General features: G+C 68.7%; 17 protein-coding genes. 6 read left to right on the top strand and 11 right to left on the bottom strand.

Features of this window, described 5'->3' with window-relative positions; translation table 11 throughout:
• Both CKO28_RS20315 and CKO28_RS20310 read right to left on the bottom strand, forming a co-directional pair.
• Positions 1-247: hypothetical protein (locus CKO28_RS20315; protein WP_200342646.1), on the bottom strand; the 247-nt coding region annotated here is incomplete at its 3' end.
• Between the two features lie 145 nt (positions 248-392).
• The gene (locus CKO28_RS20310) at positions 393-1,397 is read right to left on the bottom strand and encodes an ATP-binding protein (RefSeq protein WP_200342645.1); all 1,005 of its coding nucleotides are present in this window, start codon (positions 1,395-1,397) and stop codon (positions 393-395) included.
• A 167-nt stretch (positions 1,398-1,564) separates the two neighbouring features.
• On the opposite strand from CKO28_RS20310, the gene CKO28_RS20305 reads away from it, so the two are divergent.
• The gene (locus CKO28_RS20305; protein WP_200342644.1) at positions 1,565-2,122 is read left to right on the top strand and encodes a carboxymuconolactone decarboxylase family protein; all 558 of its coding nucleotides are present in this window, start codon (positions 1,565-1,567) and stop codon (positions 2,120-2,122) included.
• Positions 2,115-2,768, top strand: coding sequence for a DUF1684 domain-containing protein (locus CKO28_RS20300; RefSeq protein ID WP_200342643.1), 654 nt, complete (start codon positions 2,115-2,117; stop codon positions 2,766-2,768). The genes CKO28_RS20305 and CKO28_RS20300 overlap by 8 nt, the downstream gene beginning before the upstream one ends.
• A gap of 155 nt (positions 2,769-2,923) precedes the next feature.
• Here CKO28_RS20300 and CKO28_RS20295 read toward each other — a convergent pair whose 3' ends face one another.
• The 5 genes from CKO28_RS20295 to CKO28_RS20275 all read right to left on the bottom strand — a co-directional run bounded on the left by CKO28_RS20295 (position 2,924) and on the right by CKO28_RS20275 (position 8,132).
• On the bottom strand, positions 2,924-3,088 hold the full coding sequence (locus CKO28_RS20295; RefSeq protein ID WP_200342642.1) for a hypothetical protein: 165 nt from the start codon (positions 3,086-3,088) through the stop codon (positions 2,924-2,926).
• Between the two features lie 289 nt (positions 3,089-3,377).
• On the bottom strand, positions 3,378-3,953 hold the full coding sequence (locus tag CKO28_RS20290) for a Pycsar system effector family protein (protein WP_200342641.1): 576 nt from the start codon (positions 3,951-3,953) through the stop codon (positions 3,378-3,380).
• Positions 3,954-4,295: 342 nt separating this feature from the next.
• Positions 4,296-5,315 carry a DUF3616 domain-containing protein gene (locus tag CKO28_RS20285; protein ID WP_200342640.1) on the bottom strand — a complete coding sequence of 340 codons (1,020 nt, stop codon included), beginning with the start codon at positions 5,313-5,315 and terminating at the stop codon, positions 4,296-4,298.
• Between the two features lie 497 nt (positions 5,316-5,812).
• Complete coding sequence (arsJ, locus tag CKO28_RS20280) at positions 5,813-7,102, bottom strand: organoarsenical effux MFS transporter ArsJ (RefSeq protein ID WP_200342639.1); 1,290 nt, start codon at positions 7,100-7,102, stop codon at positions 5,813-5,815.
• 16 nt (positions 7,103-7,118) lie between these two features.
• Positions 7,119-8,132, bottom strand: a complete 1,014-nt coding sequence (locus tag CKO28_RS20275) for an ArsJ-associated glyceraldehyde-3-phosphate dehydrogenase (RefSeq protein ID WP_200342638.1) — start codon at positions 8,130-8,132, stop codon at positions 7,119-7,121.
• Here CKO28_RS20275 and CKO28_RS20270 point away from each other — a divergent pair.
• The 4 genes from CKO28_RS20270 to arsH are packed head-to-tail and all read left to right on the top strand — an operon-like array spanning position 8,131 to position 10,983.
• Positions 8,131-8,604 (top strand): ArsR/SmtB family transcription factor, encoded by a 474-nt coding sequence (locus CKO28_RS20270; protein ID WP_242480692.1) that lies wholly within the window; start codon positions 8,131-8,133, stop codon positions 8,602-8,604. The two genes, CKO28_RS20275 and CKO28_RS20270, sit on opposite strands and share 2 nt — an antisense overlap.
• Before the next feature lie 29 nt (positions 8,605-8,633).
• Entirely contained in the window at positions 8,634-9,152 is a 519-nt protein-coding gene (locus tag CKO28_RS20265) for an arsenate reductase ArsC (RefSeq protein ID WP_200342637.1), read from the top strand.
• Between the two features lie 32 nt (positions 9,153-9,184).
• Positions 9,185-10,273, top strand: a complete 1,089-nt coding sequence (arsB, locus tag CKO28_RS20260; protein ID WP_200342636.1) for an ACR3 family arsenite efflux transporter — start codon at positions 9,185-9,187, stop codon at positions 10,271-10,273.
• Complete coding sequence (arsH, locus tag CKO28_RS20255) at positions 10,270-10,983, top strand: arsenical resistance protein ArsH (RefSeq protein WP_200342635.1); 714 nt, start codon at positions 10,270-10,272, stop codon at positions 10,981-10,983. Before arsB ends, arsH begins: the two co-directional genes overlap by 4 nt.
• A gap of 380 nt (positions 10,984-11,363) precedes the next feature.
• On the opposite strand, the gene CKO28_RS20250 is transcribed toward arsH, so the two are convergent.
• From CKO28_RS20250 to CKO28_RS20235, 4 genes are all read right to left on the bottom strand, one after another.
• Complete coding sequence (locus CKO28_RS20250; RefSeq protein ID WP_200342634.1) at positions 11,364-12,824, bottom strand: efflux transporter outer membrane subunit; 1,461 nt, start codon at positions 12,822-12,824, stop codon at positions 11,364-11,366.
• Positions 12,817-15,945, bottom strand: coding sequence for an efflux RND transporter permease subunit (locus CKO28_RS20245; protein WP_200342633.1), 3,129 nt, complete (start codon positions 15,943-15,945; stop codon positions 12,817-12,819). Before CKO28_RS20245 ends, CKO28_RS20250 begins: the two co-directional genes overlap by 8 nt.
• Positions 15,935-17,050, bottom strand: a complete 1,116-nt coding sequence (locus CKO28_RS20240; RefSeq protein ID WP_200342632.1) for an efflux RND transporter periplasmic adaptor subunit — start codon at positions 17,048-17,050, stop codon at positions 15,935-15,937. Before CKO28_RS20240 ends, CKO28_RS20245 begins: the two co-directional genes overlap by 11 nt.
• Positions 17,051-17,259: 209 nt before the next feature.
• A complete protein-coding gene (locus CKO28_RS20235; protein WP_200342631.1) occupies positions 17,260-17,742 on the bottom strand; it encodes a M20/M25/M40 family metallo-hydrolase in 483 nt (160 codons plus the stop codon).
• Positions 17,743-18,003 lie beyond the last annotated feature (261 nt).

The following is an 18,003-nucleotide window of genomic DNA, read 5'->3' as shown; positions in this document are numbered from 1 at the left end:
GCCGCGTCTGCGATTGCCGCCGCAGCACCCGATCGATCTGCACCGCGGCGATCACGAAGTTGCGCAGGTCCGCCCGGCTATAAGTCCGTGTCCGGGCCTCGCCGGCGGTGGGATCGGCGCTGATGTCAACGGTGCTCACTGACGCACGATCCAACGCTGTCGCAGCAGCCGGCGCGGCCTGCAAACTCGCAGCAGCTAGGATCACGGCGGCGATCAGCCGACGGGCGGGGACGATCGAGCTTGGCATGGCCGGCACCTCCTGAGGGTCCCTGGTGAACCTGTTTTCTGAACAGACCCCAGGGTGAGCGCGTGCCACGCGCATACGTTGTGCCAGCAATCACAGTTCACGCGGCTTTGATGCGCGTGTGTTCGCCGGCGAGGCGCCAATTGCTTCAGCCGGGCAGCCAGACGCGGAACCGCGTGCCGGTCGCGCCGGTGTCGACCAAACTCAGCTGGCCGGCGTTCAGGGTCGCCATCTCCTCGGCGATCCGCAGCCCGAGCCCGGTGCCGCCGCTGCGCCGGGCGAGTTCCGACGGCCGCGCGTTCTCCGCGCCGGCCGGCAGCCCCGGGCCGTCGTCGATGATGTCCAGATAGCGCCAGCCGTCGTCGCGGACCGCACCGTCGATCCGGATTCGGCTGGTACCAGCGGCATCCGCGGCATTGCGCAGCAGATTGAGCAGGATGCGGTGGACCTGCTGGCGATCGGCCGTTGCGCTCGCCTCGGCCGGCACGTCGACGGTTACCCGTATATCGCGGCTCGGCAGTTCGCTGGCCACCTCCCGGGCCAACGCGGCGAGCGCAATCGGCTCGGGTGTCGGCTCCGGTTCCGCCGCCGAGCCGACCGACAGACTGCGCCGGCACATCTCGATCGCGCGGTCGACCGAGGTCAGGACCCCCTGGGCAAGCCGCTGTACCTGCGGATCGTCACGCGCACTCAGCGTCTCGGCCAGCATCACGGCGTTGGCGAGCACGTTGCGCAGGTCGTGGGACACCTTCCGGACCGCCTGCCCGAGCTCCGCGAGCCGGTCGGTACGCAGATCGTGGATCACGCTCAGCACGCACCGCCGGCCGAACACCTCGATGTAGGTCGCCCGCACGCGCGCCGGCACGAAAACCCCGTCGCGGGCCCGGCAGGCCATGTCGTCGCGCTCCCAGTCGCCGTGCTGGATCACGTCGTCGATGAACTGCGTCAACGCCGGCAGCTCGTGCGGATGGATGTCCTGCGCGCGCACCCGGCCGATATCCGCGCGTCCGTAGCCCAGCAACTCGCGCGCGGCGGCGTTGGCCTCCTGAATCGTCCCGGTCTCGATCTCGATCAGGACGGCCGCATCCGCCATGCGCTCGAACAGCTTGGCGAAGTTGTCGTCCCGGCTCAGCTCGGAAACCCCCGGCGGCATGCTTTGCTTCCCCCTTCAAGGCACTCACGCTCACCTCACGCGTGTGTGAAGATAGCCCGGAGACCCGCCTGCGTCACGGGACCGTGATGCGATCGTGCTTTTCCCGGTCGACAGAAGACTGACTAGATTTGGCGGCCCGAGAGACAATCGAAACCGTGGGGCCCGCCATGACCTTCCTCCCCTCCCGGCCGTCCGGCACGCTGATGGACGCCTTTAAGGCCAATCCAGCTGCCGCCGTCCCCTTGCACCGCTTTGCGAACGCTGTCATGCGCGGTGACGGTCCGTTCACACCCGCTCAGCGCGAAGCGATCGCCGCGCGGGTGTCCGCCGCCAACGGCTGCGGCTTCTGCCAGGACTCCCACCGGATCGCGGCGCTCGAATTGGGCATGGACGCCGATGCGCTCGAGGCGACCGTATCCGCTGCCCGAAACGCCCACCCGGACAGCGCGCTCCGGCCGGTCCTCGCCTACGTCGACAAGCTCAACGCCGCGCCCGATACCCTCGAAGCCGCGGATGTCGACGCGGTGCTCGCGGCCGGCTGGCCGGAAACGGCCGTCGAGCGCGCCGCCCTGATCTGCGGCTTCTTCAACCTGATGAACCGCTGGGTCGAGGGCACCGGCATCGAGAACACCGTCGCCTCCGCGACCGCCGCCGGACGCATGGTGGCCCGCCAGGGCTACGAAGCCATCAGCGACGCGCTCGCCCGGGAGGAACTCCGTGGCTGAGACGGCGGATCCGCATATGACGCTGGCGCTCGCCGACTGGCGCCGGCGGGTCAACGAGCTCTACGCCGCCGTGCGCGTCGCGCCCGATCCCCAGGCCGCCTGGTGCATGTGGCGGGCGGAGCGCGACGACCTCTTGGCGGTCCATGCGCAATCGCCGCTCTCGGAGGACCAGAAGCGGACGTTCACGGGGCTGACGGTGTTCGATTACGATCCGTCGTTTCGCTTCACCCCCGACCTCGATCCGGTCGCGGACGCCGCGGCCTACGGGATCGACATCGGCCAGGACGGCAGCATCAGCCTGCTGCCCTTCGCCCGGACGCGCGGGCTGGCGGACGCGCTCGGCGGCGAACTGACGCTGTACTGGATCGGCGGCTACGGCGGCGGCGTCTTCCTGCCGTTCGCGGATCCGCATACCGCCACCCATGGCGGGGGTCGCTATCTGCTGGACGGGATCAAGGGGGCCGACCTCGGCCGCACGGATGCCGGATCGCCGATCCTCGACTTCAACTTCGCGTACAATCCGTCGTGCGCCTACAACGCCCCGGACCAGCCGTCGGCGGGGTGGGTGTGTCCGCTCGCCCCCGCCGAGAACCACCTCCCCTACCCTGTACCGGTGGGCGAACAGAGCTTCCACAGGCCGACATAGGTCGGCCCCGGCGCAGGGGGCGGACGCCGGAGCCGGACGCCGCACGCTCACCGGCGAGGGGGGAGGCCGGCGGGCACGAACACAACCGCGTGCGGCCTATCGGGTGCGGGGGGTCCGGAAGTAGGCTTCTTCGCCGTAGCTGGGTTTCCAACGCCTCATGGCCTCACCTCCACGCGTTCCCGGCCCGTTCGCCGACGCCCGGCCAGGCCCTGTCGGCGTTCGCCGGCGCGGCGACACCGGTCGTGATGCGCGAAATGCGCACCGGCACCCAGCATGAGCGCGGTGGCCACGGCGCCGGTGGTCCTGGCGATCCGGATCATGCCGGGTCTCCTTTCCCGTCCGTGCAAGGGGTCGGGGATCGGAGACGGCCGCTTTGAGGGAAACCGTCTCCGGTTTGCTTTCACCCTGGAGGATGGGAGAGCCATCCGATCGCCGCTGTGTGCGGTATCACACCTCACGCGCGTGTGATCGCTGGTGTTTGGTCGGCACGGGACGGCTGTCTCGCTGTCGTGGAAATGGCCGGCCGTGCGGGCGGCGGCGGTAGGTTACGACCCGGGGACACCCCGCCGATTGCTGGTTGGACGCGCCCTCTCGCGGCTCAGGGGTCGCCTACGAGACACCAGCTTGCAGACCGCCAGGCGGAAGACCGACAGCGAGCGCGGCCAGGAAAAGCAGCAAGCCGGCCGCCGCGCACAACAAAGCCGCGCGGAGCAGCCGGAACTTCCGGGCACAGATGCAGGACAGCTGGTACCCGTGGATCGCCTTGGCACGCGCCAGTGCGGCCGCATCGGTCTCGCAGATCTCCGCAAGATAGTTCTCGGGCTGGGTGTGTTTCGCTACAGCCCCCCAGAATAAAGGGTCCGACCCCGGGCCATGACGCAGCCGCGGGAGCACCACCAGGAACGCCAGCACCGAGGCGCTGAGCAGCAGGCCGACGACAACCAGCCAGGTCGATACGACCCAACCGATCGGCCATCCCGCGTCCGGCATACGCGTAAACAGGAAGAGAAGCGCCCCCGACAGCAGCGTGAAGAGGATCCCGGCCTTGCGATCCGCGAGCACGACATGTTGGAGCGCGCTCGCATGCAGGAAGTCGAGTGCGCGCTCCTGGGCCGCGGTGGGCACATGCGCTGGGTTGTCTTTACCTGCGCCTGCATGCCGATGGATGGACGGACTCTCCTGCATGGCGCCGAGTGTCGCTACGCCAAAGGATTATTTGCAATCCCTTTTCGCACGCCGGTGATGAATGGTGAACCAAGGCAGGATCGCCAGTTCCACACCTGGGTCGTGGTGAATGATCCACCTATCGACCCGTCGCGTCGTCCGAGATGGGTCATGGCCGCGGCCAGCGAGTCCCGAGCCCATCCGGCCCCCACCGAGCTGGGCCGTAAGGTCCCCTGGGCGTTTTCGGCCCTCGACGGGGCTCATGACGCGAGAAACCGGGGTCGATCCGCTTGTCAGCGAGCAGGCACATCGCCCAGAACGCGACGGTCCGTGCCACCGTCTTGCGGTGTCGGCTCGCCGGCGTCAGACGAGCGTGAACGCATCCAGGTCCTTCGCCTGCCCATCTTCGTGCAGGCGCGAACTGTCCGGGCTGTCGTAGGCGACCAGCAGGCGCCCGTCCGCCGCCACGCCCATACCCTCGGCGTGATCGGTGCCTGCGCCGTGCGGCACGCGCAGGACATGTGCGATGTCCTGCGCGAATGTCACGTCATGCAAGTCACCGAACGGGTCAGCCATCGACACCACGGCCACCGGGCCGTCCAGGTCCATCGTCGGCCCCACCAACATCAGCAGCCGGCCGCCGTGCAGAACCAGGTCGCGGATGCCCATGCCGCCGAGGTCGAGAAAGTGGAGCCGGACCCTTGCGGCGTTACCCGTGTGATCCTCGAACGCCTTGCGGAGCTTGAGGCGACCGTCACCGCTGTCCTTCAGCGACACCTCTAACATGACGGCCATGCCCCGCAGGACGGGGCCGCGCAGGCCCAGGAAGACCCGGTCGCCGCGCGCGGCGATGCCTTCGATGTCCAGCCCGTTCTCCTTCGCGGGCATGGTGAGCGACGCACCCAGATGCGGATCGTCCGCCAGCGCCTCGGCGAGATCGTTCACGCCCTTCCGCATACGGATCTTGCCGGCCCGCCGCCCGTCCTCGGCTTCGAGGGCCGGCTCCGGCCCGTTCGGCCCGTCCTGCAACGGCACGCGCGCCAGGAAGAAGCGGTTGGCCTCGCGCTCGATCCGACCCAGGCGCTTGATCGTCTTGGCCGCGCTGTCCTTATCCGGGCGCGGCTTCTTGCGCTTGAGGGCGTGCGAGCCGACCAGCCACAACCAATCGCCATCCAGCGCCATGCCCTCCAGGTCGATCTCCGTTTTCTCCGGAAGCTCGAAGATGTCCTGAAGGTCGTAGCTGCGGTGGTGGTCGTAGTCGCCGTTGCCGTCCGCGGTAAGGCGTTCCACCGAACAGGTCTCGTCGGAAACCAGCCAGAGATGGTCGCCGCGCACCGCCATTCCGGAAATGTCGCCACGCATGGGCTCGTCGATCGTGGGCAAGCCCTCGTGATGCCGGAAATCGACGCGAACCCGGCCGTCGGGGCTGTCAGCGGGGGCGTAGAGAAACGCGTTGAGATCGGCGTGCGGACTCGTCACGTCAGGGCCTCCAGGAAACGTGGATGGACCGACCGCGCCGCGGGCGCGCACGGTGCGGATGCAAGCAGACAATGAGGCCAACGGTATCCTGTGTCGATGCCGAGCCGCGGCCGCCCACCTTGTCGGCCAGGATCCCACGGCGTGCGCCCACCCGTCGCGGTTGCCGGATCCCGCGGCTTCGAAAGCGGTTTAAGGCCGGCGCTCGCAAGCGCGCCCATCGCCGTCACCATCCAGCCGGTGCGGATCGTCGGTAGAACGCCCGGGCGTCGTTCTGGCTCGCGACGTCGCCGCAGATGCGGTCGCGTGCAGGCGCTGTTCTGCTACACACGCGCCGCGTCGGTCGAAAGCGGCATGGCCTTTGTAATATACCTATCAGCCCCCGGCCCGGGGCGCTCGCGACCTCATTCAGGCGACGGACGCACGGCGGACCGCCTCAACCCCAACGCCCAGAGCCAGCTCAACCCGGCCATCGCGGCGGCGACCGCGAGGCATCCTGGCAGGCCGAGCAGTTGGTAACTGAGGCCGGAAAGCAGGGTCCCGAGGAGCCGGCCGCCAGCGTTGGACATGTAGTAAAAGCCAACGTCCATGGTGACGCGCTCGCGCTGGGAGAACGCCAGGATCAGGTAGGAGTGCAGCGACGAGTTCACCGCGAACACGACCCCGAACAGCAGCAGGCCGACGATAAGCGCCGCCGTCAGCCACGCGCTGGGCGCGCCGGAGAGGTAGGCGAGCACCGCCAGCACCGCCGGGATCGCCGCCAGACCGGCTACCCAACCGCTGGCCAGACCGGCCGTTTCCGCGAGGCCGCGGCCCTCGGCCCGAAGCACGCGGGGTGCCAGCGTCTGGACCACGCCGTAGCCGACGATCCAGGCGCCCATGAAGCACCCCACCGCCATGAACGCTTCGCGCATCGTCATGCCGGCGCTCGTGGACAGCACCTCGTAAAAGTAGATTGGGATGCCCACCACGAACCAGACGTCGCGCGCGCCGAACAGGAAGACGCGCGCCGCCGACAACAGGTTGACGCGGCGGTCCCTGGAGAACACGGCCGAGAAGGGAACACCCTTCTTACCCGCGGGCAGGCCGCCCGGCATGGCGGCAACCACCCCGATCAGGATGACGCCCAATACGCCGGCCATCGACAGAACGGCGGCCTCGAAACCGACCCCGGCAAGCAGTCCGGCGCCGAGCAGGAAGCCGACCCCCTTGACGGCGTTCTTGGAGCCGGTGAGCCGCGCCACCCATTTGAACAGCTGACCGTGAGCGCCGTCGGGAACGAGCACCTTGACCGCGCTCTTGGACGACATCTTGGTCAGATCCTTGGCCACCCCAGCCAAGCCCTGGACGCCCATGACGAAACACACCGACAGCCAGACCGCCCAGTCCGGCTGCAGGGCCGCCAGCGCCGACAGGCCAATCACCTGCAGGGCGAGGCCGGCGTAAAGCGTGGGCGTCATCCCGAAGCGCGCGGCGATCCAGCCGGCGTACAGGTTGGTGACCATGCCCATGAATTCGTAAAGCAGGAACAGATAGGCGATCTGCACCGGCGTGAAGCCAAGGGTGTGGAAGTGCAGCAGCACCAGCATCCTGAGCGCGCCGTCGGTCAGCATGAACGCCCAGTAGGCGCCGGTGACGACGAGGTAGGCGGCGAGCCCTTGCGGCCGGCCAGCGGTCGCGGTGCGTTCGGTCATGGTCGCCTCGCCAGGATCACAGGCGGTCGGCGACGTGGCGCAGCACGTCGGCCAGCCGCATCGCGTAGCCCCACTCGTTGTCGTACCAGGCATACACCTTCAGCTGCGTGCCATTGACGACCATCGTGCTCGGCCCATCGACGATCGCGGAACGGGGATCCCCGCAGAAGTCGCTGGAGACGAGCGGCTTGGGCTCGTAGCCCAGGATCCCGTTCAGCGGCCCCTCGGCCGCCTCGGCGAACCGGGCGTTGACGTCCTCGGCCGTCGTCGTGCGCTCCAGCTCAAAGACGCAATCGGTCAGCGAGCCGGTCAGCAGGGGCACCCGCACCGCATGGCCGTTCAGCCGACCGTCCAGCTCGGGGTAGATCAGGCCGATTGCCTTGGCCGAGCCGGTGCTGGTCGGGATCAGCGAGTTGATCGCCGAGCGCGCCCGGCGCAGGTCCTTCGCCGGCCGGTCCACCAGCGTCTGGCTATTGGTGGCGTCGTGAATCGTGGTCATCGTGCCGTGACGGATGCCCAGCGCTTCGTGCACCACCTTGACCACCGGCGCCAGGCAATTGGTCGTGCAGCTGGCGGCGGTGACGATGTCGTGCCGATCGGGGGCGTAGGCATCCTGGTTGACCCCGTAGACCAAATTGACCGCAGCGGGATCGTGCACCGGCGCGGACACCACGACCTTGCTCGCGCCGGCCGCCAGATAGGGCGCCAACTGCCCGGCCGTCTTGAACGCCCCCGTGCAGTCGACCGCCAGGTCAATCGCTTCGTCTTCGAGCGGCATCCGCTCGATCGCCCGTTCGTGCGTCAGGCGCGCATGATGGCCGCCGATCTTCAGGCCGCGATCCGTCGTCGACACCGGGGTCGGCCAGCGCCCCTGGACGGTGTCGAAGGTCAGCAGATGCGCGTGCACCTCGCCGTCGCCGACCGGATCGTTCACCACCGCGAGATCGACCGGCAGGCTGCCGTCCACCACGGCCCGCACGAGCAGCTTTCCGATCCGGCCCAGGCCGTTGATCGCGATCCGGGGCGCCATGGCGATCTCCTACGGGCTGCCGATGGTGGATTCCACGAGGTCGCGAGCCTTGGTGGCGCCGCGCGCCACCAAAGTCCGGTTGCGGATTGAACATATTTTTGATATCCGTGCAAATATGAAAACGACGAACGCGACCAAGGCCCTCGCCGCCCTGGCCCAACCGACCCGGCTGGACGCGTTCCGGCTGCTGATCCGCTGCGCGCCGGACGGCCAGTGCGCCGGCGACCTCGCGGCGAAGCTGCAGGTCCCGCCGGCGACCCTGTCTTTCCACCTTAGGCACCTGGAACAGGCGGGCCTGGTCACAAGCCAGCGGGAAAGCCGCCACATCGTCTATTCGGCCGATATCGCGGGCACGCGCGACCTCTTGCGGTTCCTGACCGAAGACTGCTGCGGCGGGCGGCCCGAAGTCTGCGGCGGTTTGGAGATGGCTGAAACCTGCGAGCCCGCGCGCGAGCACCACCAACGGTCCTGAAACGCCATCATCGAGCCGGAGCCCAAGGCATGACCGACCGCGTCTTCAATGTCCTTTTTCTATGCACTCGCAATTCCGCCCGCTCGATCATGGCGGAGTGCCTCCTCAACAAGATCGGTGACGGCCAATTCCGCGCCTTATCTGCCGGCAGTCACCCGACGGGCGCGTTGATGCCGGAGGCCGTGGAGCTGCTGGCCCGCAGCGGCTTCGACACCGACAAGGTTCGGTCCAAAAGCTGGGATGAGTTTGCGACGGCCGGGGCGCCGCCGCTCGACTTCGTCTTCACGCTCTGCGATGACGCCGCCGGCGAAACCTGCCCGGTCTGGCCGGGCCAGCCGATGACGGCCCACTGGCCGTTCCCGGACCCGGCGCGTTTCGTGGGCTCCGAGGCGGAAAAGCGGGCCTTCGTCGCCGATGTCTTTCGGCAGATCAACAACCGGCTGGGCATCTTCATCAACCTACCCATCGCCTCGCTCGACCGGATGTCGTTGCAGACCGAGATCGACCGCCTGGGCGCCCAGACAGCCGAAACCTGGACCAACGGCTGAACGGCCGACCACCCGCCAAGGAAAACCGCGACATGGCGTCCGACACCCGTCCGCGCCTGGCGGCGCTGGACCGCTTCCTAACGCTTTGGATTTTCGCCGCGATGGCGCTCGGCATCGCGCTCGGGAGCACGATCCAAGGGCTGCCCGCGCTGCTGGAAAGCGCGCGGGTGGGCACCACCAACGTCCCGATCGCGATCGGCCTGATCGTGATGATGTACCCGCCGCTCGCCAACGTGCGCTACGAGGCGCTGCCGCGGGTGTTCGCGGACTGGCGGGTGCTGGGGCTCTCGCTGGTGCAGAACTGGCTGATCGGCCCGGTGCTGATGTTCGCGCTGGCGGTGGCCTTCCTCGCCGACCGGCCGGACTACATGACCGGGGTGATCCTGATCGGGCTGGCGCGCTGCATCGCCATGGTACTGGTCTGGAACCGGCTGGCGCGCGGCAGCAGCGAGTACGCGGCCGGCCTGGTCGCGTTCAACAGCCTGTTCCAACTGGCCTTCTTCCCGGTCTACGCTTGGCTGTTCCTGACCGTGCTGCCGCCGCTGGTGGGCCTGGAGGGCCGGGTAATCGACGTCGAATTCGCCACGATCGCGGAGGCGGTGGGAATCTACCTCGGCATTCCGTTCGCGCTCGGCGTGGTCTCGCGCTACGGGCTGATCGCGCTCAAGGGCCGGGACTGGTTCGACCGGAGCTACGCGCCCAGGATCGGCCCTCTCACGCTGATCGCCCTGCTATTCACCATTGTGGCGATGTTCTCGCTCAAGGGCGGGATGGTGCTGCAGCTGCCCATCGACGTGCTGCGGATCGCGCTGCCGCTGGCGATCTACTTCCTGGTGATGTTCCTGGTGGCGTTCGCCATGGGGCGGCTGGTCGAGGCGGACTATCCGCGCACCGTCTCGATCGCCTTCACCGCCGCCAGCAACAATTTCGAGCTGGCCATCGCGGTCTCGGTCGCGACCTTCGGCCTCGGCTCCGCGGTGGCGTTCGCCACCGTGATCGGTCCGCTGATCGAGGTGCCGGTCCTGATCGCGCTGGTGAACGTGGCGCTCTGGCTCGGCCGGCGCTACTTCCCGGATGCCGGCTGGCTTCCGGGGCGCAACGAACGGAGGGCGGCGACGTGAGCTGTTTGCCCGGCAACCTCGACCCGCGGGCCTTCCGGGTGCCCGGGAGCGATCCCGACAGCGGTCCGGTCGAGCCGGCGCATCCGCCGCGCATCCTGCTGCTTTATGGCTCGCTGCGCGAGCGCTCCTACAGCCGCTTCCTGACCTACGAGGCCGAACGGCTGCTGCAAGCGATGGGGGCCGAGACGCGGATCTATCACGCGGACGGCCTGCCGCTTCCGGACGATGCCGGGGCGGAGCATCCCAAGGTGCAGGAACTGCGCGAGCTGTCGTTCTGGTCGGAAGGGCAGGTCTGGTGCTCGCCGGAGCGCCACGGCAACCTGACCGGGGTGATGAAGGCGCAGATCGACTGGATCCCGCTGGCGCTCGGCGCGACCCGGCCGACCCAGGGGCGCACGCTCGCGCTGATGCAGGTCTCCGGCGGCTCGCAGTCGTTCAACGCGGTCAACGCGATGCGCCTCTTGGGCCGCTGGATGCGCATGATCACCATCCCCAATCAGTCGAGCGTGCCCAAGGCGTGGCAGGAATTCGGCGACGACGGCCGGATGTGCGCCTCGCCGCTCTACGACCGGGTGGTCGACGTGATGGAGGAATTGGTGAAGTTCACCCTGCTGACCCGCGGGCGGGCCGATCACCTGGTCGACCGCTACTCCGAGCGCCGCGAGAACGCCGAGGCGCTGGACAGGCGGACAAATTTGACGTCTATTTGAACAACCCACCGCCGGAACTGGGTCGATTTCCGGGCCCCCAAATCCCGGGGCAGTCACACGCCAAACCGTTTTTCAGCGTCAACATTTATTTTTTCGATCCATCCGCGGTGTTGCTTCGGATATCGACGTCGACGATCGCCTCCGTGCTCCCAAATTGATCGCATTTCGGTCGAACGGCCACCAGCAGGCCCGTTGGACGATCCGGTCGCGTCGTTGGCCCGACACGCGCTCTCCTGGCGCGCCTTAAGACAGCTTGAGTGAGAGTCATGATCGCGTGGGAGGGCGTGGGTCACGTTCGGTTCCGACTCTCCATCGAGGAGAACACCCCCTTGGCGCGTTCGCACAAGGCCCCAAGGAGCCGGCGCGCGTCGCTCGCCCGGCTATCGCGTCGCCTTCGGTGCCTGCGCCATCGGGAGCCCGCCGAGCGCGCTGTAGAGGTTCACCGTCTCCAGCGCGAGATCGCGCCGTGCCTGCGCCAGCTCTTGCCGGCTGGTGTTGAGCTGGCGCTGGCTGTCCAGCACGTCGAGGAAGCTGGTGAGACCCTCCCGGTACAGCGCGCGCGACTGTTCGAAGGCCGAACGGTTGGCGTCGACGGCGGCGACAAGGGCGTTCAGCCGGTCGCGGGTGCCGCGGTAGCCGACCATCGCGGACTCCACGTCCTGGATCGCGCGCAGCACGGTCTGCCGATAGGTTAGAGCGGCCTGGCGCAGGCGCTCCTCGGCGGCCGTCAGCTCGGCCTCGCGCTGGCCGCCGTCGAACAGCGGGAACTCGACCAGCAGCGACAGCCGGGCCAACGCGGTCGCCACCGGCGAGCCGGTGAACAGGTCGGCGGTGCCGACGCTGAGCCGCCCCGGCAGGCTCAGGCTCGGGTACAGTTCCGCCGTGGCGACGCCGACCTCGGCCGTGGCGACGGCGATCTGCAGCTCCGCCGCCTGCACGTCCGGGCGCCGGCGCAACAGCTCCGCCGGCGCGCCGACGGCGCCGCCGGCCTGCGTCTGCGGGATGCCGGCGTCGTCCTGCCGGATCAGCAGCGGGTCGAGTTCGCCGGGCGCCACGCCGAGCAACACCGCGAGCGCGTTGCGCCGGCGCCGTACCTCGGTCGACAGCGGGCCGACGTCGGCGCGCAGCTGGTCCACCTGCGCCTGCGCCTGGATCGCGTCGAGCCGCCGCGCCAGGCCGGACTCGACGCGCTGCTGCACCAGCCGCAGCGTCCGCACCTGCAGGTCCAGCGACTGCTCCAGCAACGCCCGGCGCCGCTCGGCCGCGCGCAGCTCGATGTAGGTGCGCGCCACTTCCGCGGCGATCGTGCGCTGCACCTCGCGGCGCAGCACCGCCTGCCGGGCCGCTGCGGCCTCGGCCGCCTCGCGCCGGCGTTGCAGACCGCCGAAAAGGTCGATCTCCCATTCGGCGTCGAGGATCCCGGTGACGGTGCCGCCGCTCTCGCCGTCGTCATCCCCGTCGTCGCCGCCGCTCTCCTGCGCGGCGGTGCCGATCGCCTCGCCGGTGGCGGTCACGCTTGGGCCGGTCCCGGCATCGACGCCGCGGGCGGTGGCGCGGGCCTCGCGCACCCGGCTCGCCGCCACCCGGACGTCCAGGTTGGCTTTGAGCGCCTCCTCGACCAGCGCGCTCAGGGTGGGGTCCCGGAAGCTGGTCCACCAGCGCCGGGCGGCCGCGGCCGCCTCGTCACCGGAGAACGGGGCGGGCACCGGGGCGTCGTAGGCCTGCGGCAGGTCGACCTCCGGCGACTGCATCTCCGGGCCAACGGTGGCGCAGCCCAGCAGTCCCAGCGCCATTCCGACGGCGATGCCGGGCCGGAGCGCTCGGCGCAGCGGATCAACCATGCTGCGTCCGTGCATCGGCATCGGGGGCGGCAGCCAGCTCGCGATCGAGCCGACGGGTAAAGTCGCCGCGCGCCTTCGCCAGCGGCGCCAGCAAGCTGTAGACCACCGGCGTGACGATCAGGGTCGCGAGGATGGCAATCCCGAGGCCGCCGAAAATGGTCCAGCCGATGGCGTGGCGCGCTTCCGCACCCGGGCCGCCGGTGACGATCAGCGGGATGCCCGCCAGCGTGGTGGAGAGCATCGTCATCATCACCGGTCGCAAGCGAACCACCGCAGCCTCGCGCGCCGCCTCGGTGACGGAGCGGCCGCGGTCGCGCAGCTGGTTGGCGAATTCGACGATCAGGATACCGTTCTTCGCCATCAGCCCGATCAGCATGACCAGGCCGATCTGGCTGTAGACGTTCAGGCTGGTGCCGGTCAGCCAGAGCGATAGCACCGCGGCGGCCAGGCCGAACGGCACCGTCGCCATCACCACGACGGCGCTGGCGAAGCTCTCGAACTGCGCCGCCAGGACCAGCAGCACCACCAGGAGGGCGATCGCGAAGGTGATCAGGGCGTCGCGGTTGGCCTGCTCGAGCTGATCGGCATTGCCCTGGAACGCCAGGTTCTGGCCCTGCGGCAGCACATCGGCCAGCGCCGCCACGCGGTCCACCGCCTCGCCGAGGGTGATCCCCTCGGCCAGGTTGGCCTCGACCTCGATGCCGCGCTGCTGGCCGTAGCGCTCCAACTCGGTCGCGGCCCCGCTCTCGGAAAAGCTGACGAGGGTGGACAGCGGCACGATACGGTCGCCGGCGGTGGCGACGTAGAGGTTGTTCAAGTCGTCGGTATCGTTCAGCGCGCCGAAGCGGGATTCCAATCGCAGCGGAACGGAACGGTCGTCGACGTTGAGCTGCGTCACCTCGGTCCCGTCGACCATCGCCTGCAGCGTGGTCGCCAGGCCGTCGATGTCGATGCCGAGGTCGGAGGCGCGCGCGCGGTCGATCTGCACCGATAGCTCGGGCTGCGTGGTCTGGTACTCCATGGTGACGCCGCGCAGCTCCGGCACGCGCGCCTCGATGGCGTCGACCAGCCGGCGCGTGCCCGCGGCGATCTCCGGGTAGGAGCTGCCGGTGACGGCGAACTCGATCTCCGAGCCGGCGTCGCCGACGTCGAGGCTGTTGGGGCTGGAGATCCGCACCTGGGCGCCGGCGATCTCGTCGAACTTCGGCTTCAGTTCGGCGGCGATGGCCTGCTGGCTGCGGCGCTCGCCCCAGGGCGCCAGCGGCGCCACCACGTAGCCGCGATGCAGGTCGTAGCGGCCCACGATCGCCAGGATGCCGGTGGCCTCGCCGCTGTCGACCAGCGGCTGCAGGATGTTCTCGACCTTGGTTACCTGGCGGTCGGAGTAGTCCAGGTTCACACCGTCCGGGCCCTGCAGCCAGACCTGGATGACGCCCCGGTCCTCCTCCGGCACCAGCTCGCGGTCCAGCGAGGTGAACAGGCTGCCGACCACCGCGGCGATCAGCAGCGCGAGCCCGACGGTCAGGATCGGCGCCCGCAGCAGCCTGATGAGCACCACCTCGTAGAGCCGCGCCAGCCGGCTGCCGACGCCGACGAACCCGCGGCGGATCGGGCCGGGCGGCCGGCCCTCGCCCGGTTCGTCGATCAGGCGCGAGGCCAGCATCGGCACCACGCTCAGCGCGACGAAGGACGACAGGCCCACCGCGATCGCTAGGGTAAAGCCGAACTCGGTGAACAGCTTGCCGGTGCGCCCGGGCAGCAGCGCGATCGGGATGAACACCGAGGCCAGCGTCGCCGTGGTCGCGAGGACCGCGAAGAACACCTGCTGCGTGCCCAGCACCGCGGCGGCCAGCCGGCGCGTGCCCTTGGCGGCGACACGCTCGATGTTCTCCAGCACCACGATGGCGTCGTCGACCACGAGGCCGGTCGCCAGCACCAGCGCCAGCAGGGTGAGGATGTTGATCGAGAAGCCCAGCAGCCAGATCGCCGCGACCGTGCCGATCAGCGCCACCGGGATCGTCACCGACGGGACCAAGGTCAGGCGCAGCGAGCCGAAGAAGCACAGGATCACGCCGATCACGATCGCAACGCCGAGCGCGAGCGTCAGCAGCACGTCCTGCACCGCGCCTCGGATGTAGACGGCGTCGTCGGAGGTCTCGACCAACGCCACCCCGGTGAGTTCGCGGTTCAGCCGCTCAACCACCTGATCGATGCCGTCGGAGATCTCGATGGTGTTGGCCTGCGCCTGCCGGATCACGTCCAGACCGATCACCCGCTCGCCGTTTAGGCGCACGTACGAGGTCGCCTCGGCCGGACCGTAGAACACGTTGGCGACATCGCCGATGCGGGTGGTGTCGTCGATGAATAGGTGCGACATGCGGTGTTCCGTGACCACGGTCGCGTCTGCGCGCACCAGCAGGTTCTGCCCCTCCACCGGCACGCTGCCGGCGGGGATGTCGAGGCCGGCGTTGCGCACCGCGTCCGCGACATCGTTCACCGCCAGCCCGTGGCTCGCCAGCGCCGCCTGGTCGATCACCAGGTTCAGGGTCTGTTGCCGGTTGCCGAACAAGCGCACGTCGGCGACGCCGGGCACGCTCAGCAGCGCCGGCGCGATGCGGTCCTGGATCAGATCGGTGAGGTCGGTCTGCGACATCGCGTCGCTGCGCGCGGCCAGGCGGATCACCGGCTCGGCTTCGTCGTCGGCCTTCACCACGGTGATGTTCTCGGTCTCCGCCGGCAGCTCCTCCTCGACCGAGGCGATCGCCTCGCGCAGGTCGTTCGCGGCGGTGTTGATATCCACCGCCGGGTCGAACTCGACCTGCATCCGGCTGGTGCCTTCCTCGCTGGCCGAACTGATCTGAGTGACGCCGGGCACGCGCGCCGCCGCGCCCTCCAGGATGCGGGTAACCTCGGCATCCATCGTCTCCGGCGCGGCACCGGGCAGATCGGCGTTCACGCTGGCGACCGGGCGCTCGATCTTCGGCAGCTCGCGCACCGGCACGTTCAGGATCGCGGCGACCCCGGCCAGCACGATCAGCAGATTCAACACGATCGCCAGCACCGGCCGGCGCACGCTGATCGCCGGCAGGCCCTGCCGGTGCGTCCCGGGATTAGACGCCATCGCCGGGCTCGGTCGCCACCTGGGGGCCCTGGTCGTCGGACTGGATCTTCACGGGAACGCCGGGGCGCATCCGCTGCATGCCCTCGGAGACGATGCGCTCGCCCTCCTCGAGCGGGGCCTCAACCAGCACCCAGGCCTCGTCGCGCCGTCGCACCTCGACGCCGACGCGCTCGGCGGTGTCGTCCTCGGTGACGCGCCAGACGTAGGCGCCCTCGCGTTCCCACTGGATCGAGATCGACGGCACCGACGGGCGGGTCCGGCCGCTCAGCGGCAGCCGCACGGTGAACGACATGCCGGGGCGCAACCGGCCGTTTTCGTTCGGCAGGCGGGCGCGGACCTGCAGCGTGCGGGTCTGCGGATCGATCCGGCTGGCCACCGCCGATACCTCGCCGGCGTATTGCGCCTCGGGCAGCGCGGGGGTGGTCGCCCGCACCCGGTCGCCGAGCTCGACCGAGGCGGCGAAGGATTCGGCCACCTCGAAGTCGACCAGCAGGGCGGAGCGGTCGTCCAGCGTGGCGATCTCGGTCGAGGGCGTTACCCGGTCGCCGGCGTCGACCTGAGGGATGCCCACCACGCCGGCGAACGGCGCCACCAGGGTGCGGTCGAACAGCACGACCTCGGCCTGGCGTAGCTGGATGCGCGCGGTTTCCACCGCGTTGCGGGCGGCGTCGACCTCGTTGCCGGAGACGGCGCCGCTGCCGGCGGCGCTCTCGTAGCGCGCCAGTTCCTGGCGGGCAGCCTGCAGGCGGGCGCGGGCCAACTCGACGGCGAGTTCCTCGGCCTGCGAGTCCAGCTGCAGCAGCGTCTGGTCCTTGGACACCCGCTGGCCGGCCTGGAAAGCCACGTCGGTGACCTGGCCGGCCGCCTCAGGAAACAGCGTCACCGACTGCAGCGCCCGACCGGTGCCGATCGCCTCGAGCGTGCCGGCGCCGCCGGTAAAGCGCACGCGCTGCACGCTGACCGGCGCCGCGGGGCTCTCGGTCGTGTCCTGGCGGGCGTGGCCCTGTTGAGCCTCGCCGCCGAAGATCCGCGGCTCGTAGACGAACCAGCCGACCACCAGCGCGACCGCCACGACCATCAGGCCCAACTGCTTCCAAAGCGCCATGTGTAGCCTTTTCGTGTCCGTGAAGGCGCGGTCAGCGGACCGGGTCGCCTGCTCGCTGTCCAAAGAGGATGTCGCCTGCCCCCGCCCCCGGCAAGGTGCACCGCGGCATTTTGTGGACCGGCCGCCCGTGGTGCCGGATACTCCATTAATAGTTACCTACGCAGACAGCATATCGGCCATCATTACAGCGGCCTCCGCGTGACGCCAGCTTACCCTTTCACCAATGAATAGCTCGCCGCGGCAAGAGTTTTTGCTCCGGCGAAGAGGTCGCTTTGATCCGCGTATTCCGCCGGATTATGGCTGATGCCTAAGCGGCATGGAACGAACACCATTGCCGTCGGCGCCACCGAAGCGATAGCCTGTGCGTCGTGGAAAGCACCCGACATAAGCGATTTGGAGGGAATGGAAAGCGCTTTTGTCGCTTCCGAAAGCGACTCGGTCAACCTAGTATGAAATTGGCAGGGAGGGCGCCGGGCAACGTCCTTTATTTCTATCTTGCAAGATTTGTGCTCCGCGAGTTCCACAGCTTCAACGACTTGAGCAATCCGGTCGGAAGCCTCATCAAGGGTCTTCTCGTCGGGATGGCGCAGATCAATAGAGAACGTGACTTTATCTGCTACTGAGTTCGGTGCATTCGGGTGAACAGATATTCGCCCCACTGTGAAGCGCAGCGTTTCTTCTGGATCAATCAAAATATCGTATAGCTTTGTAATAAGGGCACCTCGATAAATGCGGCTGCGTAGGCTCTTGCGGCCCGATAAACGGCTCCGGTGGCCGCTGAACGCCCCGATGGGTCCCGCTCGGCGGCTCTTTTTGGTTGTTTTTGCCTCTTCAGCTGCGCTCCAGACACACTTCTCCTGTCACCACTCCGCTCACGTCGGGCCGCGGGCGGCAGCCAGCCCGTCCAGCTGAACCACGCGGCGCATGTTGTAGGCCAGGTTCTTCAGCCCGAT

Origin of the sequence: Rhodovibrio sodomensis (assembly GCF_016583645.1) — a bacterium.
GTDB classification, from domain to species: domain Bacteria; phylum Pseudomonadota; class Alphaproteobacteria; order Kiloniellales; family Rhodovibrionaceae; genus Rhodovibrio; species Rhodovibrio sodomensis.
The sequence above is the reverse complement of the archived record's forward strand: the minus strand, read 5'-3'. Positions and strand labels throughout refer to the sequence as shown.

Excerpts from the sequence above, each read along its gene's own strand:
- CKO28_RS20265 (WP_200342637.1), top strand. The coding sequence starts at position 8,634 with ATGACCGACCGCGTCTTCAATGTCCTTTTTCTATGCACTCGCAATTCC.
- CKO28_RS20245 (WP_200342633.1), bottom strand. The coding sequence starts at position 15,945 with ATGGCGTCTAATCCCGGGACGCACCGGCAGGGCCTGCCGGCGATCAGC.
- CKO28_RS20275 (WP_200342638.1), bottom strand. The coding sequence starts at position 8,132 with ATGGCGCCCCGGATCGCGATCAACGGCCTGGGCCGGATCGGAAAGCTG.
- CKO28_RS20290 (WP_200342641.1), bottom strand. The coding sequence starts at position 3,953 with ATGCAGGAGAGTCCGTCCATCCATCGGCATGCAGGCGCAGGTAAAGAC.
- CKO28_RS20295 (WP_200342642.1), bottom strand. The coding sequence starts at position 3,088 with ATGATCCGGATCGCCAGGACCACCGGCGCCGTGGCCACCGCGCTCATG.
- CKO28_RS20310 (WP_200342645.1), bottom strand. The coding sequence starts at position 1,397 with ATGCCGCCGGGGGTTTCCGAGCTGAGCCGGGACGACAACTTCGCCAAG.
- CKO28_RS20270 (WP_242480692.1), top strand. The coding sequence starts at position 8,131 with ATGGCGATCTCCTACGGGCTGCCGATGGTGGATTCCACGAGGTCGCGA.
- CKO28_RS20240 (WP_200342632.1), bottom strand. The coding sequence starts at position 17,050 with ATGGCGCTTTGGAAGCAGTTGGGCCTGATGGTCGTGGCGGTCGCGCTG.
- arsB (WP_200342636.1), top strand. The coding sequence starts at position 9,185 with ATGGCGTCCGACACCCGTCCGCGCCTGGCGGCGCTGGACCGCTTCCTA.
- CKO28_RS20305 (WP_200342644.1), top strand. The coding sequence starts at position 1,565 with ATGACCTTCCTCCCCTCCCGGCCGTCCGGCACGCTGATGGACGCCTTT.
- CKO28_RS20250 (WP_200342634.1), bottom strand. The coding sequence starts at position 12,824 with ATGGTTGATCCGCTGCGCCGAGCGCTCCGGCCCGGCATCGCCGTCGGA.
- arsJ (WP_200342639.1), bottom strand. The coding sequence starts at position 7,102 with ATGACCGAACGCACCGCGACCGCTGGCCGGCCGCAAGGGCTCGCCGCC.